The sequence below is a fragment of the Rhodanobacter sp. FW510-R10 genome (assembly GCF_058781105.1).
In genome coordinates, this window is sequence record NZ_JBYSWL010000001.1 from 575314 (window position 1) to 590992 (window position 15679).

12 protein-coding genes are annotated in these 15679 nt (G+C 67.5%); 4 read left to right on the plus strand and 8 right to left on the minus strand.

The genetic code is table 11. The features are described from left to right. Positions 1-70: 70 nt before the first annotated feature. Positions 71-724: a hypothetical protein gene (locus AC3WJB_RS02315; protein WP_492678302.1), complete on the minus strand. Its 654-nt coding sequence runs from the start codon at positions 722-724 to the stop codon at positions 71-73. A 225-nt stretch (positions 725-949) separates the two neighbouring features. Here AC3WJB_RS02315 and AC3WJB_RS02320 point away from each other — a divergent pair, with 225 nt between their 5' ends. Together AC3WJB_RS02320 and AC3WJB_RS02325 are read left to right on the plus strand one after the other, a co-directional pair. After that, positions 950-3124: a TonB-dependent receptor gene (locus tag AC3WJB_RS02320; RefSeq protein ID WP_492678304.1), complete on the plus strand. Its 2175-nt coding sequence runs from the start codon at positions 950-952 to the stop codon at positions 3122-3124. 65 nt (positions 3125-3189) lie between these two features. Then, positions 3190-4383: a class I SAM-dependent methyltransferase gene (locus AC3WJB_RS02325; protein ID WP_492678306.1), complete on the plus strand. Its 1194-nt coding sequence runs from the start codon at positions 3190-3192 to the stop codon at positions 4381-4383. Between the two features lie 13 nt (positions 4384-4396). On the opposite strand, the gene AC3WJB_RS02330 is transcribed toward AC3WJB_RS02325, so the two are convergent. Both AC3WJB_RS02330 and AC3WJB_RS02335 read right to left on the minus strand, forming a co-directional pair. Then, positions 4397-6595 (minus strand): LTA synthase family protein, encoded by a 2199-nt coding sequence (locus tag AC3WJB_RS02330; protein WP_492678308.1) that lies wholly within the window; start codon positions 6593-6595, stop codon positions 4397-4399. A gap of 60 nt (positions 6596-6655) precedes the next feature. Then, complete coding sequence (locus AC3WJB_RS02335; protein ID WP_492678310.1) at positions 6656-7903, minus strand: multifunctional CCA addition/repair protein; 1248 nt, start codon at positions 7901-7903, stop codon at positions 6656-6658. A 191-nt stretch (positions 7904-8094) separates the two neighbouring features. Between AC3WJB_RS02335 and AC3WJB_RS02340 the strand changes: the two genes are divergently transcribed. Continuing rightward, positions 8095-9126, plus strand: coding sequence for an alcohol dehydrogenase catalytic domain-containing protein (locus tag AC3WJB_RS02340; protein WP_492678312.1), 1032 nt, complete (start codon positions 8095-8097; stop codon positions 9124-9126). A 62-nt stretch (positions 9127-9188) separates the two neighbouring features. On the opposite strand, the gene AC3WJB_RS02345 is transcribed toward AC3WJB_RS02340, so the two are convergent. After that, positions 9189-9653, minus strand: coding sequence for a RidA family protein (locus tag AC3WJB_RS02345; RefSeq protein ID WP_492678314.1), 465 nt, complete (start codon positions 9651-9653; stop codon positions 9189-9191). 214 nt (positions 9654-9867) lie between these two features. Further along, entirely contained in the window at positions 9868-11895 is a 2028-nt protein-coding gene (locus tag AC3WJB_RS02350) for a transglycosylase SLT domain-containing protein (RefSeq protein WP_492678316.1), read from the minus strand. Positions 11896-12070: 175 nt separating this feature from the next. Here AC3WJB_RS02350 and AC3WJB_RS02355 point away from each other — a divergent pair, with 175 nt between their 5' ends. Further along, positions 12071-13663, plus strand: a complete 1593-nt coding sequence (locus tag AC3WJB_RS02355; RefSeq protein WP_492678318.1) for a glycoside hydrolase family 17 protein — start codon at positions 12071-12073, stop codon at positions 13661-13663. On the opposite strand, the gene AC3WJB_RS02360 is transcribed toward AC3WJB_RS02355, so the two are convergent. The 3 genes from AC3WJB_RS02360 to AC3WJB_RS02370 form a co-directional block, all read right to left on the minus strand. Beyond that, positions 13580-13993, minus strand: coding sequence for a hypothetical protein (locus AC3WJB_RS02360; RefSeq protein WP_492678320.1), 414 nt, complete (start codon positions 13991-13993; stop codon positions 13580-13582). The genes AC3WJB_RS02355 and AC3WJB_RS02360 overlap by 84 nt on opposite strands. Beyond that, positions 13990-14838: an endonuclease/exonuclease/phosphatase family protein gene (locus AC3WJB_RS02365; RefSeq protein WP_492678322.1), complete on the minus strand. Its 849-nt coding sequence runs from the start codon at positions 14836-14838 to the stop codon at positions 13990-13992. The genes AC3WJB_RS02360 and AC3WJB_RS02365 overlap by 4 nt, the downstream gene beginning before the upstream one ends. A gap of 144 nt (positions 14839-14982) precedes the next feature. Then, positions 14983-15636, minus strand: coding sequence for a thiol:disulfide interchange protein DsbA/DsbL (locus AC3WJB_RS02370; RefSeq protein ID WP_492678324.1), 654 nt, complete (start codon positions 15634-15636; stop codon positions 14983-14985). Positions 15637-15679: the final 43 nt, after the last annotated feature.

Below are 15679 nucleotides of genomic sequence, written 5' to 3' on the forward strand. Positions count from 1 at the left end.
TTGCCGCAAAGCGCGCGGCACGTCATCTGCCGCAGCGCCCCGGGTCAATCGCAACCAGAGCCCACGGCGCTCAGACAGCCACATCCGTCTCCGAAGCCGACGCGACGGCGGAGGCATCTTCCACGGCCAGGTCGCCGGAAAACAACTCGATCGCGGTATCGGCAACGTGCATGGTGTCGTAATACGCGTAGGCCCCGACGCCAATGGCACCGACAGCGGGCAACCAGCGCGAAAGGCCTTGCCCAACGGTGCGTCGGCCAAGGCGCAGGCCGATCTGCTGCGCCACGCGGCGGGCCACGCTTTGCGACATGCGGCGGAAGATCAGGCGATCACCGAGGCGCACCACGAGGTCGCGGAACGCCTGCGCCGCGGTATGCCGGAACAGGCACCACATCATCTGCTCGCGCCCCAGCATGGCATGCCGGCCGTGTGCCGCGGCAATGTCGCTGACCAGTTGGGCCTGGATCTTCCAGATGCCGATCATCTCCGGCAACATGGTCAACCAGCCCAGCGGGCCTGGCGGCAACGCCAGCGAGCCCGCGGTCAGCGCGGCGCGCCTGGCCGCTCGCTTGGCCAGGCGACGTGACTCGCCCGCTGGATCTCCGCTGCCGCCGACCCTGCTGCCGGGCACCTCGCTGACGAAATCGAGGATCGCAGCGGTCATCCGCCCCGGCTCGACCGGGGCGATCACGGCGGGTACCTGCTGGCTGCTGGACTTGGGCATGCCTCACTCCGGCAGGGTCGCGACTGCCCTGCCTGGTTCCTGGCAGTCTAAAGACGGCGCGTGAAGCAGAGCCGAATGCTGCCGGCCCAGCCACGCTGCAGCGTCCGCACTGCTGCGCGGCAAACGAGCCGCTGACGAGCTGCTGACGAGCTGCTGACGAGCTGCTTCTAGTTATGATATAACATAATGCGCCGCAGTCTGCTTTCCACCTTCGCCGGACCCACAATGAAACGTTCGCTGTTAGCCCTGAGCCTGGTCGCTGCCGTGACCGCAACGCCCGCATTTGCCGGCAATGTGGCCGACAGGGCAGCCCTGCCCGCACCGGCCGCCAACGACGACGATCAGGCCACGGGTACGCGCAACTCGCCGCCCCAGGTACAGGAGCTGGGCGCCGTGTCGGTGACGGCCATGTTGGACCAGGCACGCAACGCACTGTCCCCGGATACCGGCTCCAGCCAGTACCTGATCGACCATCAGGCCATAGCGCGCCTGCCGTTGGGCGCAGCCACGCCGATCAACCAGGTACTGCTGCAGGCCCCGGGCGTGGTGCAGGATTCCTACGGTGGCCTGCACGTACGCGGCGACCACGGCAACCTGCAATACCGCATCAACGGCGTGATCATCCCCGAGTCGATCGGCGGCTTCGGCCAAAGCCTGGACTCGCGCATCATCCGCAACGTGAAGCTGCTGGACGGCGCGCTGCCGGCGCAGTACGGATTGCGCACGGCGGCCGTGGTGGACATCACGACCAAGAACGGCAGCAACCTCGGCAACGGTGGCAGCGTGGGCATCACCGGCGGCAGCAATGCCACGCTCAACCCGAATGCGTCGGTGTGGGGCGACACCGATCGCTGGAGCTGGTTCCTCACCGGCAACTACATGACTAACGACGCCGGCATCGAAAATCCGACGCCGAGCAGGCGGCCGATCCACGACCATACCAACCAGGCCAAGGGCTTCGGCGACATCAGTTACCTGATCAACGACGATACCCGCCTGAGCTTCCTGTTCGGCGTGGCCAACAACCGCTTCCAGATTCCGAACAATCCTGGTCAGCGGCCGGAATTCGGCTATCAAGACACCGTCGATTTCGACTCGGCCGATCTCGACGAACGCCAGCGCGAGAACACCCGCTTCGGTGTCCTCGCCCTGCAGGGCGAGCTGGGCGAAACCGGCTACCAGGTGGCCATCGGCCAGCGTTACAGCAGCCTCGCCTACACGCCGGATCACGTCGGCGAACTGATGTTCAACGGCGTCGCCTCCAACATCGAGCGCAACAACCGCGCCAGCACGCTCCAGGCCGACTTCTCCAGCCCGCTCGGCCTGCACCACACGCTGCGCTATGGCCTGTATGGCAGCTTCGAGCGCGCCGCCAGCGGCAACGACGCCTGGGTTTTTCCCGCCGACGATGCCGGCGAACAGACCAGCACGCTGCCCATCAATATTCTCGACGACAGCCACCTCGTGGCGAAAACCTGGTCGGCCTACGTGCAGGACGAATGGCGCATCGCCGACGGTTGGACATTGAACTACGGCCTGCGCGGCGACCGTTACGAACTGGTGCGCAGCGAAAGCCAGCTCAGTCCGCGTCTCGGCCTGGTCTGGCAGGCCGGCGACGGCACCACCGTACATGCCGGTTATTCCCGCTACTTCACCCCGCCGTCGACCGAGTTGATCGCCAGCGCCAACATCGCCAAGTTCGATGGCACCACCAACGCGGTGGCCGACGACGGCAACAACACGCCGCTGGCCGAGCGCTCGGACTACTTCGACGTCGGCGTCTCGCAAAACTTCGGGGCAGCCTGGACCGTCGGTCTGGATGCCTACTACCGCAGGGTGCACCGCCTGCAGGACGAGGGCCAGTTCGGCGCGGCCCTGGTCTACTCCACGTTCAACTACGCCAGGGGCCAGGTGAAGGGCCTGGAATTCACCGTCAACTACGACCAGGGCCCCCTTTCGGCGTACTTCAACGCCTCGCTGGGCAAGGCCATCGGCAAGCGCATCATCACCAGCCAGTACAACTTCGATCCGGGCGACCTGGCCTACATCAACGACCATTGGATCTTCCTCGACCATGACCAGAAGCTGACCTCGTCCGGCGGCGCCAGCTACGCGCTGGCCGATGGCACCCGCATTGGTGCCGACTATCTGTTCGGCAGCGGTATGCGCAAGGACGGCACTGTGCCCAACGGCGCTTCGCTGCCGGCGTATTTCCAGATGAACCTCAACCTGTCGCACGATTTCACGTTCAGTGCGACCGGCCCACTGCACGTACAGTTGGCCGTGATCAACGTGCTCGACCGCGGCTACGAGCTGCGCGACGGCAGCGGCATCGGTGTCGGCGCACCACAGTTCGCTCCGCGCCGCGGCGTGTACCTGGGGCTGCAAAAGGATTTCTGACCCGCTCCGGTGCGGACAGGACCATCCGCTATGCTGGCCGCCCCAACAGCCATCGGCAGCGAGCCATGCCCGAGCGACTTCCCGAACCCGACGCCGACGAGCGCGCGTATTCCGACCGACTGCTGCGGCTGCTGCGCGAACTGATTGCACGAAACGGTCCGCTGCCGTTTTCGCAATACATGGAGCGCTGCCTGTACGCGCCAGGGCTCGGCTACTACAGCGCCGGCCGGATGAAGTTCGGCGCGGCCGGCGACTTTGTCACCGCTCCGGAGTTGGGCACGGTGTTCGCGCAATGCACCGCAAACGCCCTGGTGCCCACGCTCGCCGCGCTGGGCACCGACGCGGACTTCCTGGAACTGGGTGGCGGCAGTGGTGCGTTTGCCGAGGCCGCGTTGTCGTCGTTTGCACGCGTTGGCCACATCCCGCGCCGCTACCTGATGCTCGAGCCCAGCGCCGATCTGCGCGAACGCCAGCGCACGCGCCTCAACCGTCAGCTGCCAGCCGAGCTGGCCGCGCGCGTGCACTGGATCGACCAACCGCCGGAGCAGGACTGGCAGGGGGTGCTGTTCGCCAACGAAGTGATCGACGCGCTGCCGGCTACACGCTTCGCCGTGCGTGACCACGAGGTGCACGAAGAACACGTCGCCCTGGACGAAGAGGGCCGCTTGCGCCGCGTCGACCGCCCGGCCGACACGCTGGTGAGTGGCGCCGTCCGCCATCTCGAGCGTTCCCTGGGCGCGGCATTTCCCGACGGCTACCGCTCCGAACTCCTGCCGCAGCTGCCGTACTGGATCGACGCGGTGACCGGCTCGCTGCGCCGCGGCCTGATGCTCTTCGTCGACTACGGTTACGTGCGCCGTGAGTACTACCTGCCCGAGCGCAGCGACGGCACGTTGATGGTGCATTACCGCCACCACGCGCACGATGATCCGCTGTGGTTGCCGGGCATGAACGACTTGACTGCCTCCGTCGATTTCACCGCGTTGGCGGAAGCCTGCAGCCACGCCGGCGGCGAGATTGCCGGCTATTGGTCACAGGCCCAGTTTCTCCTGGGTGCCGGCTTGCCGGAAGTGTTCGCGCGCGAACAGGCGCAGGCTGCCGACATGCCGGCGCAGTTGCGGCTGGCAGGCGAGATCAAGCGCCTGACCCTGCCCGAAGCCATGGGCGAGCGCTTCCAGGCCATGCTGGTGGCCAAGGCCTTGCCGGAGCTGCACCTGCCCGCCGGCCTGCTCGCCGCCGATCGCCGCGACCGCTTGTGACCGATCACCCGCGTCAGCGAAGGGCCGGCTCGGCCATTGCCGCGGAGGTCGCCGGCGCGGGTGACGACGAGGCCGGCATCGGCAAGGGCAGCGGTTCCACCCTGGTCGCATCCTCAGGCCGGCGCTTCATCGCGCCGCTGGCAAAGAGCTCGCTGGCCACCTGGTAATACGCCACCGCCTCGTCGACCAGCCCCTGGTCCACCGGCTGCACCGGCGTGGCATCACCGGTGGCGTAGTCGGGCCGCAGCTGCTCCAGCTTGCGCTGCGGTTCGAGGACCGTGAGCACGTCGTCGCGCAGGTAGCCCAGCTTTTCATAAGTGCCGGGGAACGCGTGTTCGCGACCTGCCGGCAGCTGGAACAGGTCGTGGCCAAAGAAGCGCGTGCGGTAACTGAAGTTGAGCATGCCGAGCAGCGTCGGCGGGATATCCAACTGGCCCATGAGCCGGTGCACGCGCTCGGGCTTGAACTGCGCCGGCGCGTAAATCCACAAGGGGACGTGGTAGCGGTTGATCGGCAGGCTGGTCTTGCCGGCGCTGGAGGCGCAGTGGTCGGCGGTGATCACGAACACGGTGTCATCGAAATACGGCTTGGCGCGCGCGCGGCGGATGAAATCGCCAATGGACCAGTCGGTGTAGGCCACCGCGCCGGCGCGCGTGCGGTTGGCAAACTTCACGCGATTGTCCGGGAAGGTATACGGCCGGTGGTTGGACGTGGTCATCACGTGCAGGAAGAACGGCTTGCCCTCGGCGTGGATCTGGTCCATCTGGTCCAGTGCCAGGGTGTACAGGTCCTCGTCGGCTACGCCCCACACGTTCTGCCCGTGGATCGTCGCCGTCTTCGGGATGTCCCGGCGATCCACGTCGCGGTAGCCGTTGTGGCCAAAGAAGTAATTCATGTTGTCAAACTGGCCGTAGCCGCCGTAGACGAAGTCCGACTGGTAGCCGCGATCGTTGAACACGCTGGCCAGGGAGAACAGGTCCTCGTTGTCGTGTTCACGAACCAGGGAATCGCCCGGCGTCGGCGGCACAGACAGCGCCAATGCCTCGAGTCCGCGCACGGTGCGCGTGCCGTTCGCGTAGAGGTTGTCGAAGAACACGCTCTGGCCAACCAGGCCATCGAGGTAAGGCGTCATCCCCTCGCGGTTGCCGAACGTTCCCAGGTAATCGGCTGACAAGCTCTCGACGCTGATCAGCACGACATTGAGGTGTCGCTCCGGTCCGACGCGGCGGATCACGCGCGTGATGTCCCGGGGATCGTCGTTCAGGAACGTCGCATCCGGCGTGGCCAGGAGCTGGCGCAGGCGCGCATAGGCCTGGTCATCCGGCAGCGTGCGATAGAACTGCGCGTAATCCAGGTGGCTGCTGCGGAAGGCGGCAAAGAACTGGTAGATGCCGTTGCCGGCCAACTCGTTGACGTAGTTGTTCGCGGTGCGGTCTTTCATGCTGCCATTGACCGCAAACGTGGACACCACGGTGAGCGCCAGCCACAGCAGCACCAGCTTGCTACGCTGCCAGAGCCGGCTGCCGCGGTCCTGCGCGCGCAGGCCGCGCCGGCCGAGGAAGAACACCACCAGGGCCAGCAGCGCCAGCAGCGCCAGCCAGCGCCCAATCGGGTACGACTCCTGGATGTTGCCGATCACCTCGGTGGTGTAGACGAGGTAATCCACCGCGATGAAGTTGAAGCGCACGCTGAACTCGTTCCAGAACACCAGCTCGGACGCCGCCACGAAGAGCAGCCCATAGACCAGCAGCAAGCCAAATGCGTACAGCACCCATTGCCCCAGCCGCGAGGTATAGGTGAACGCGGCCAGCGGCAACACGAACAGGAACGGCAGGATCGCCGGCCAGGTCACCTTGAGGTCGGCGTGATAGATGAGGTGCAGGCTGGTCACGCACAGGAAACAGGCAAGCGCCACGCCGCAGGCATACGCCAGCCAGCGCAGCAGCGGCGGCGTGGCTCCGGATCGCGTGGGCACCAGCCACAGGAACAACACCAGCGGCCAGGAGAGATAGACGAACGTCACCAGGTCGTAGCCCAAGCCGACGCCAAACACATACAACAGATTCAGCGGCGTATGCGCGACGTTGTCGCCGGACACGACCAACAGCACGATCCGGGTGGCCAGGGAGATGGCCAGGTAGGTGAACGCGAGCCACCACAGCGGCCGATAGCGCTGGCGCAGGGGCGAGGGAGGGCTGAAGAGCTTGGGCACGAACGGCTCCGGCGGCAGTGAGGATGACCGATGCGCGCGATCGGCTGGGCAGTCCGCGCTTTATACCGCGAATTGGCGCCACGCAGCATTTGCCTTCAGCGCGGCAATCGCCGCGATCCGCGCTTCGCGCATCGCCTCGCCAATCGCCAGCCCCATCAATCCCTTCGCGGTGAACACCGCCGCCTCGACCCCGACCGCCGCGGCGTGGGCCGCACGCAGATAATCGGCTTGTGGATAGGCATCATCCTCGTGGCCGAGGCGGCCGCGCTTGTCAGCCAGGCACGCAGCGAGGAACGGCTCCAGCCGTTGCGGCCGGCGCAGCGCATCGAGCGCGCCCAGCAGTTTCAACACCGTGGCGGGTTTCAGTTCCAGCGCGCGATGCACGTTCAAGTGCTCGCGGCACACCTGCTCGGCCAGCACGGCGTGCTCGGTCGGCACCTTGAGTCGCGCGCACAGTGCCCGCAGCGGCACCACGCCGCGCTGCTCATGGCCAATATGGCGCGGCCACTCGGCGGCCGGGGTCAAGGCCTTGCCCAGGTCATGCGTCAGCGCGCAAAAACCAACCAGGTCATTGCCGGGGGCAATCCGTGCCGCGGCGTCGAGCGTGAGCTCGAGGTGCGCGCCCGTGTCGATCTCTGGATGGAATTCCGGGCGTTCCGGCACGCCGTAGAGCGCGTCCACCTCGGGCAGCAGCACGGCCAACGCCGCACACTCGCGCAGCACGCGCAGGAATGCCGAAGGCTGTGCCTCGGCCAAGGCCTTGCGCAATTCGGTCCACACCCGCTCGGCCACCAGGTGCGCCACCTCCCCGGCCTCGACCATGCCACGCATCAAGGCCATGGTTTCCGGCGCGACGCGGAAACCATCCGGCGCCAAACGGGCAGCAAAACGGGCGACGCGCAAGATGCGCACCGGGTCTTCGGCAAACGCCGGCGAGACATGCCGCAGCACGCGGTCGGCCACGTCACGCGCGCCGTCGTACGGGTCGATGAGGCGACCTTCGCCATCCTGGGCCATGGCATTGATGGTGAGGTCACGCCGCGCCAGATCCTGCTCAAGGGTCACCGAGGCATCGGCCTGGAAGGCAAAGCCATGGTAGCCATGGCCGGTCTTGCGCTCGGTGCGGGCCAACGCATATTCCTCGCCCGTGGCGGGATGCAGGAACACCGGAAAGTCCTTGCCGACCGGTTTGTAGCCCTGGGCCAGCATGGCCTCAGGCAGCGCGCCCACGACCACGTAATCGCGGTCCACCACCGGCCGCTGCAACAGCTGGTCGCGGACAGCGCCACCGACGAGATAAATCTGCATGGCTCGATTGTGCCACGCGAGTGGCACCGATCGACGGCGCCACCATCGGGAACACGGCGGCCGACCCGGGTCGATGCCGCACGTTGGCGTCAGCGGTCGCAGTCGACGAGTAAACTGGCATCGATCCGCGACCTCGTCATCCGGCCGTCCAAGATCAGCAGCGGAAGGGTCGCCAATCGGGAGCCAAGGACATGGAAGCGGTACAGATCGTGGAGATAGGCAAGCCGCTGCAACGACGCGAATTGCGGGTGCCGGAACCCGGACCGGGCGAGATTCGCGTCAAGGTGCAGGCGGCGGGCATTTGCCATTCGGACGCGCACTATCGCGACGGCACCGGCCACGTCGCGTTCCTGCCCATGACCCCCGGCCACGAGATTGCCGGCGTGGTGGACCAGCTTGGCGCTGGCGTCGACGGCGTGCGCGTGGGCGAGCGCGTGGCCTTGCATTATCTCCTCACCTGCGGCCGTTGCGATTGTTGCAGCCGCGGCCTGGAGCAGTTCTGCACCAGCGTGCGTATGCTCGGCAAGGATGCGCCTGGCGGCTACGCCGAATACGTGGTAGCCGCGGCACGCAATGCGATCCCCGTGGCCGAGGACGTCAGCCTGGCGGAAGCGGCGATCATGATGTGTTCCAGCGCCACGGCGTTCCACGCCCTGCACCAGGCGCGCCTGCAGGCCGGTGAGAGCGTGGTCGTGTTTGGCGCCGGCGGCCTGGGCCTGTCCGCGGTGCAACTGGCGCGGGCCTGCGGCGCCGGCGCGGTATTTGCCGTGGATATCGATCCGGCCAAACTCCAGGCCGCGGCCAGCTACGGCGCCATCCCGATCGACCCGGCCAAGGGCGCGCCGGAAACCCAGCTGCGCGACGCCACGCAAGGGCGCGGGGTCGATGTGGCGCTGGAATTTGCCGGCTTGCCGGTGACCCAGCGGCAGGCCGTGGCCGCGCTGGCCGTGCATGGCCGGGTCGCGCTCGCCGGGATTTCGCGCGTACCGTTCGCGGTGGACAGCTACGTGCACGTGATCAACCGGGAAGCGTGCATCGTCGGCGTCTCTGATCACCTCCGCAGCGAGCTCGTCACCTTGATGGAATTCACCCGTCGCGGCTTGCTCGACTTGAAGAGCGTGATCGCCGACCGCCTGCCCTTGGACGCAGCGTCAATCAATGACCGCCTGGACGCGCTGTCCGCTTTCCACGGCCGAAGCCGTTCGGTGATCGAGGTGGCTTGACCAGCCGCAGGGGCCCGCAGCCGCGTCCGGCCCACGCCGCGCCCACCGCAGGACGCCCCGCCTCAGGCAGCGCCGACCACCGCAATGCACTCGACTTCCACCTGCGCGCCAATCGCCAGGCCGTTGACGCCCATCGCGCTGCGCGCTGGATAGCGGCCGTGGAAGTAGGTCTTGTAGATCTCGTTGAAGTCGTTCCACTTGGCCATGTCGGCCAACATCACGGTGCACTTGACCAGGTCGCCCATGCTGGCGCCATTCGCCTTCAGCACGGTCTGGATGTTGTCCATGGCCTGCCGCGCCTGCGGCTTGAGGCCGCCGGGCACGAGCTGCAACGTGCCAGGCTTGACCCCGACCTGCCCGGACAGGTACAGCGTGTCGCCGACGCGGACCGCCTCGGCAAACGGCAAGCCCTGGCCGACGATCTTGCCCGAATTCAGGAACTCCACGCGCGGCGACGATTGCGCCCATGCCGCGGTGGCCAGCACGCAGCCAACCAGGGTGGAAAACAGCAGCGGACGGATTTTCATGGCGGGTATCCTGTAAGCGGGAAATGCAGGGGTTCGGGCCAAGTCTCGTGGCACGCGGGCCAGACGGCCGCGGCCCGGCCTGGAGCTTCGGGCCGCGCGGACGGGGTGCCAAGGCAAGCGCGGGCATCGCGCTGCATCGTCCAGTAACGGCGACTGCGCGTCAACACGAGTGCACGGGTCATCGCACGCGACGCGCGCCACGAGCCGCGGAGCTTCAGCCCACCGGAGCCTGCGCCGCGGCAGCCGCCGGCGTGGGCGCAGGACAGGCCACTGCGGTGCGTGGCGTCTGCGCATCGGGTGCGGCATAGGGCTGGCCAATCGCGTTCATGCGCACGGACAGGGGCACCGCATCGCCGTTGAGGCGCCAGTCGTAGATGACGCTGAAGGCCATGACCCGCGCGACGTACTCACGGGTTTCCTTGTACGGAATCGTCGCCACGAAGACATCCGGCGCAAGCTCGCCGCGTTCGGCAACCCACTGCGCCACGCGGTTTGGCCCGGCGTTGTAGGCGGCGCTGGCCAGCCACGGCGAGCCACCAAAACGCGCAGCGACCTGGGCCAGATAGCGTGTGCCGAGCACCACGTTGACCGCGGGATCGTAGAGGCTGCGTGCTCCGCCCCAGGGCAGGCCGTTGCGCTTGGCCACCTGGGCGGCCGTGGCCGGCACAAGCTGCATCAGGCCGCGGGCATCGGCGCCCGAACGGGCGTCGCTCATCCACGCGCTCTCGGCGCGCACGATGCCGTAGGCCCAAGGCGGATAGACGCCCGCCTCGCGGGCCTGCACGACCAGGCCATCCTGGCTCGCCAACGGGAAACGCAAATCGTACAGCTGCAGGGCATCGCCGCTGTTGTAGGTGAACACGGCTCGATCGTACCAACCGCGTTGGTTGGCGAGCTTCGCGGCAATGCGCTTGCTTGCCTCGTCGCTGCCACGCAGGGCACGCGTCCACTCGCGCCGCGCATAGGCGGGCAAGTCCACCGCAAAAAGTTCAAAGGCGCGGCGCAAGCCCGCATTGGTCAGCAAGTCGCGCTCGCGCTGCGGATCGGCAGCCAGCGTTGCCGGACACAAGGCATAGGACTGGCGCACCTGGTCGGCTGCCAGGAAGCCGAAGAACGTTGGCTCAACGGCAAGCGCCGCATAGTCTTGGCGCGCCTGCGCCTCGCGTCCCGTCGCGGCGAGCGCGCGCGCGAGGAAATACCGCCACTCGCCATCCTCCCGCTCGCTTTCCGGCATCGCTTCGATCGCCGCGATGACGTCCGGCCAGGATTGCCGCGCCAGCGCCACCCGCGCCCGCCACGCGCGGGTGGCCCCGGATTGCGCCGCCGCCGGCAACGCAATCAGGCCGGCAAGCGCGTGCGCATCAAAATCGGTCGCATGGAACAGGGCCAACGCATGCAGTACCTGGTCGCGCTGCTCCACGCTGAAGGCGAAGCGGGCCTGCAGAACCTCCCAGGCGCGGTCGGCATTGCCGACTTGGCGGCGCGCAAGCTGGGTCAGGGCCAGGGCGGCAGCCTGTCGATAGCGCGGGTCATCCGGCCACTCGCGGGCGTCTGTGACAGCCGCCGATGGATCGCGCAAGGCCAGCGCCAGCGCCCGCGCGCCCGTGGCCTGGTCTGCCGGCAGCCAGCCGGCCAGGACCGCGATCGTGCCGCCCTGGCCGGCCTGGACCGCACGGTCGATGCGCTCCCACAGCCGCTTTGCGGTGAGCAGGCCCTGTGCCTGGGCGGCGGCCAGGACCGGATCGCAGGCCGACGGCAGATTCGCGCGGCTCCACAGCGTGGCCAGGTCTGCGTCGAAATCCAATGCCTCGCCATGGCTCAGGCGTGCCTGCAAGGCGTCGCAAGCCAGCGTGTCGCCCAGGCCCGGCTGATACATCGCACTGAAGCCGCTCCAATCCTGGCGGCGAGCCAGTTCCAGCAGGAAATCGCGACGCAGGTCTTCAGCCGGGAGCCAGTCCGGGTAGCGGCGCAGATAAGCCTCGACCGTGGTGGGATCGAGCTCGCGCAGATCGTGTTCCAGCACGGCCGCTTCCAGGTAGGGATACAGGGGGTAATCACCCAGGCCAGCGGCCAGCATGCGCCACCGCGCGTCACCGGCCTGCGCCGCCGCGTACGCTTGCATGAAGGCTTCGCGCTGGGCCGTATCGGCATCGGCGGCGCGCGACGCGCAGACCGGCGACAGTGAGGCCACGGCGAGCAGCAGGCCGGCCCATGCGGCACGCCAGGACGGGATGGCAGACATGGCGGCTCCCAGACGAAACGCCGGGCATTGTACGGGACCCTGCTTGAACCGCACCGCACCCCACGCCCACATCAGGCTCCCTGCAGCGACAGCTGGCGTCGCCGCCGGCTGTTAAGCTGTGCGCGTTTTGTCCTGACAACGGATCGATATGGCAGCGCCAGCGAGGGCTCGCGGCATGCGCGCGGCAGTGTGGTTGGCGCTGTGCGCATTGGCGGCCATCGCCGCCTGGGGCTGGTGGCGCCTGGGGCAGCCTGTGGCGCTACCGGACGCACCGTCGGGGCGCATTGCCTGTGTTTCCTACGCGCCGTTCCGCCTGCCCGGCGAAAGCCCGCTCGATGCGCATGCCTTTGTCAGCCCCGAACGCATCGATGCCGACCTGCAAGCCTTGTCGCAGCGCTTCAATTGCGTGCGCACCTATTCGCAGGGCCAGGGCCTGAGTGCCGTGCCGGAAATCGCACAGCGTCACGGCATGCAGGTGCTCATGGGCATTTGGCTCGGCCGCGAGCGGAAGGCGAACGCCGAGCAGATTCGCCTGGGCATTGCCGCGGCCCACCAATACCCGCAGGTACTGCGCGGCATCGTGGTCGGCAACGAGGTGCTCCTGCGCGGCGACTTGTCCGAGGCCGCGCTGGCCGGCTACATACGACAGGTGCGCGCCGCGGTCAGTGTGCCGGTGACCTACGCCGATGTGTGGGAGTTCTGGCTGCGGCACCGGGCCCTGGCCAGCGCCGTGGACTTCGTCACCATCCACATCCTGCCGTACTGGGAAGACCGCCCGGTCGGACCCGAGCATGCGGTGCAACACGTGGCCGCGGTGTACGTACGGATGCGCGCGGCGTTTCCGGGCCAAGCGGTGATGATTGGCGAAACGGGCTGGCCAAGCGCCGGACGGCCACGCCAGACCGCCGTGCCCAGCGTGGTGAACGAAGCGCGTTACCTGCGCGAATTCCTCGACTATGCGGCCAAGGTCCATATGCCGTACAACGTGATCGAGGCCTTCGACCAGCCATGGAAGCGGGACCTGGAGGGCACCGCCGGTGGCTACTGGGGTATTTTCGACGTCCGGGCGCGGCCCAAGTTCGGCATGAGCGGCCCCGTCACCGAAGTGCCGCGCTGGTGGCTGGGCTGGCTGGCGGGTGCGCTCGGCGCCGGCGTATTCCTCGCCTGCGCTGGCCGCGCCCGCCAAGGCCGCGGCTGGATTGCGCTGGCCTTGGCCGGCTTTGCCAGCGGCGCCGTCCTGGCCTGGCAATACCGGCAGCTCGCCCTGGCCGCACGTGACTGGTGGGAATGGACCATCTGCCTGGGAGCGTGCCTGGCCGCCCTGGCGACCGCCATGCTCCTGGCGTGGACGCTCGTCGCGCGCCTGACCGGCGGCGTCGATGACACGCTGCGTGCGCTTGGCGTACCACGCCAGGAAACGCCACCGGGCAACTGGTGGCACCCCCTGCAAGGCGCCTGGCTGCTGGCCCTGGCGTACTACGGTCTGTTGCTCGCCTTCGATGGGCGTTACCGCGATTTCCCGCTCGGCGTGTTCGCCTTGCCGACGATCGGCTACGCGCTCTGCGCCTGCCTGCCGCGCGGATCCACCATGCCGCCGGTGGAATCGCGCTTCCTGGCCTGCCTGGTGCCGCTGTTGGCGGCCGTCGTGCTGTTCCAGGAGCATGGCATCACGCACGCCGCCTGGCTATGGCTGGCCCTGAACCTGGCCTTGGCCGTGCCCGTGCTGCACGCGTGGCGACGCGCCCGCCTGCAGGCGCAACAAACGTAGGCAGCCCACCAGCAAGGCGAGCGCACCCGTCTCATAGCAATACAGCTCGAGCGCGAACAAGCCGACCGCCGCCGCCAGCCAGGCGACGGCCAGGCGCTGCGAAAACAAGGCCAACGCCGCGGCTACCAGCGCCAGCACGCCATACACGTCGTGCAGGAACCCGAGCACCAGCCACTGCCGCCAGATACACCACGCCGGACTGCCGGCATCGCCGCACAGCGCAGCGACATGGCTGGGCTGGATCAGCCCGTAGCGCAGCCACGCGGTGGCGAAGCCGACGACCAGCAAGGCCAGCCAAGGCAGCAGCTGCCTGTTCCACGACCGGCTCATCGACGCCGCCGGCGATGCCGCGGCTTGCCACCCACGTCGGCTGGCAAGCGGATTTCGGCAGCCAGGGGCAGGTGGTCGGAGAACGCCTTGGGGAGGGCCCACACCCGGTCCACCTGAATCGCCGGCGACGTGAGGATGTGATCCAGTGCCCGCCGCGGCTTCCAGCTCGGGAAGGTCAGCGTGGATTTCGCCGGTGGCTGCAAGGTGGACTTGGCGAACAACTGGCTCATTTCGGCGCTGTCCGGCTCGCTGTTGAGATCCCCCATCAAGACCGCATGCGGGAAATCCTGCAGCAGCTCGGCAATGAAGCCGAGCTGGCGTCCGCGTGCCGAGGCGCTGAGTGACAGATGCGCGATCATCACCGCCAGTGCGTGCTCACCTTCGCCGAACTTCGCCAGCAGCGCACCGCGGCCGGGTATGCGCGAAGGCAAGGGATACACCACCACGGATTCCGGCTTCAGCCGGCTGATCAAGCCATTGGCCGAATACGCCACGCGCGCCATCGCCCGGTTCGGCTGGTGGCTCCAGAACGGCATGCCGGAGGTCTCGGCCAGGTAGCGGGTCTGGTTGAGGAAGCCCGAACGCAGGCTGCCCGCGTCGGCTTCCTGCAGTCCAATCACGTCGAACTGCGGCAGCACTTCGGCCAGATGGTCCAGGTTGTCCATCTTCTCGCGTCCGGGCAGCAGGGCCGTGACCGAGCGCGTGAGGTAGTCGCTGTAGCCGCCCACGCTGGCGCCGGCCAGGATGTTGCAGCTCAGCAACCGCAGGCGACGCTCGGCGGTAGCGGAGGCAGCCGGATCCGCGGCTTCAGGCGCGGCAGTGACAGGTTTGGCAGCGTCGGTCATGATGGCAGGCATTCGATAAACGGCGCGCGCCCACCAACAAACGACTGGCGCGTACTCCCAGCATGATCGCTCAGTGGTGAATGGGATGCCACCGCCCGCGGGCGGTGATTTCCAGGCCGGCCTGCGCCAGCAACGCGGCGCAAGCTACTTCGACTGGGCCAGTTCGCGTTTGGCCAACCACAAGGCCACATCGGCCATTTCCTGCGGACTGCTGACGTCGGCGACCCGGTACTTGCCGTCGATCACCACGGCCGGCGTGCCGTCGACCTGCCAATGCTGGATCAGCGCCAGATCGCGCTTGAGTTGCGCCGTAGCCTCCGGCGAGTTCGCCACTTGCAGGAACCTCGCCCGGTCGACGCCTTCGCGCGCATAGAAATCGGCCAATTCATCCAGGGTATTCATCGGATAATGCTGGTCGAACTTCTGTTGAAACAACTTCTGGTGCGTACGCGCAACCACCCCGAGCTGGTTGGCTGCGTAGTACGCCCGCGCGTACGGCAGCCACTGTTCGTTGAATGGCGCCGGGACCAGCTTGAACTCCACGCCCTTGGGCAGCTCCTGGCGCAGCTTCTCCGCAATCGGGGCGAAATGCGCGCAGTGGATGCAGCCGTAGGAGAAGACCTCGACCACCTCGACCTTGCCGGCGCTGCTGTCACGCTGATGCGGCGCGGGGAGGGTCACGTACTCCTTACCCTCGGTGTACGGGGCCGCAGCATCCGTCTGCGCCGCACAGGCCGAGGCCAGGAGCACCCCGCCAAGCAACACCAGTATCCGCAACACGCTCGATCGCCCAAACATCGCGCCCACCTCCGTGAAGATTTCGGCTGCCGACACACCATAA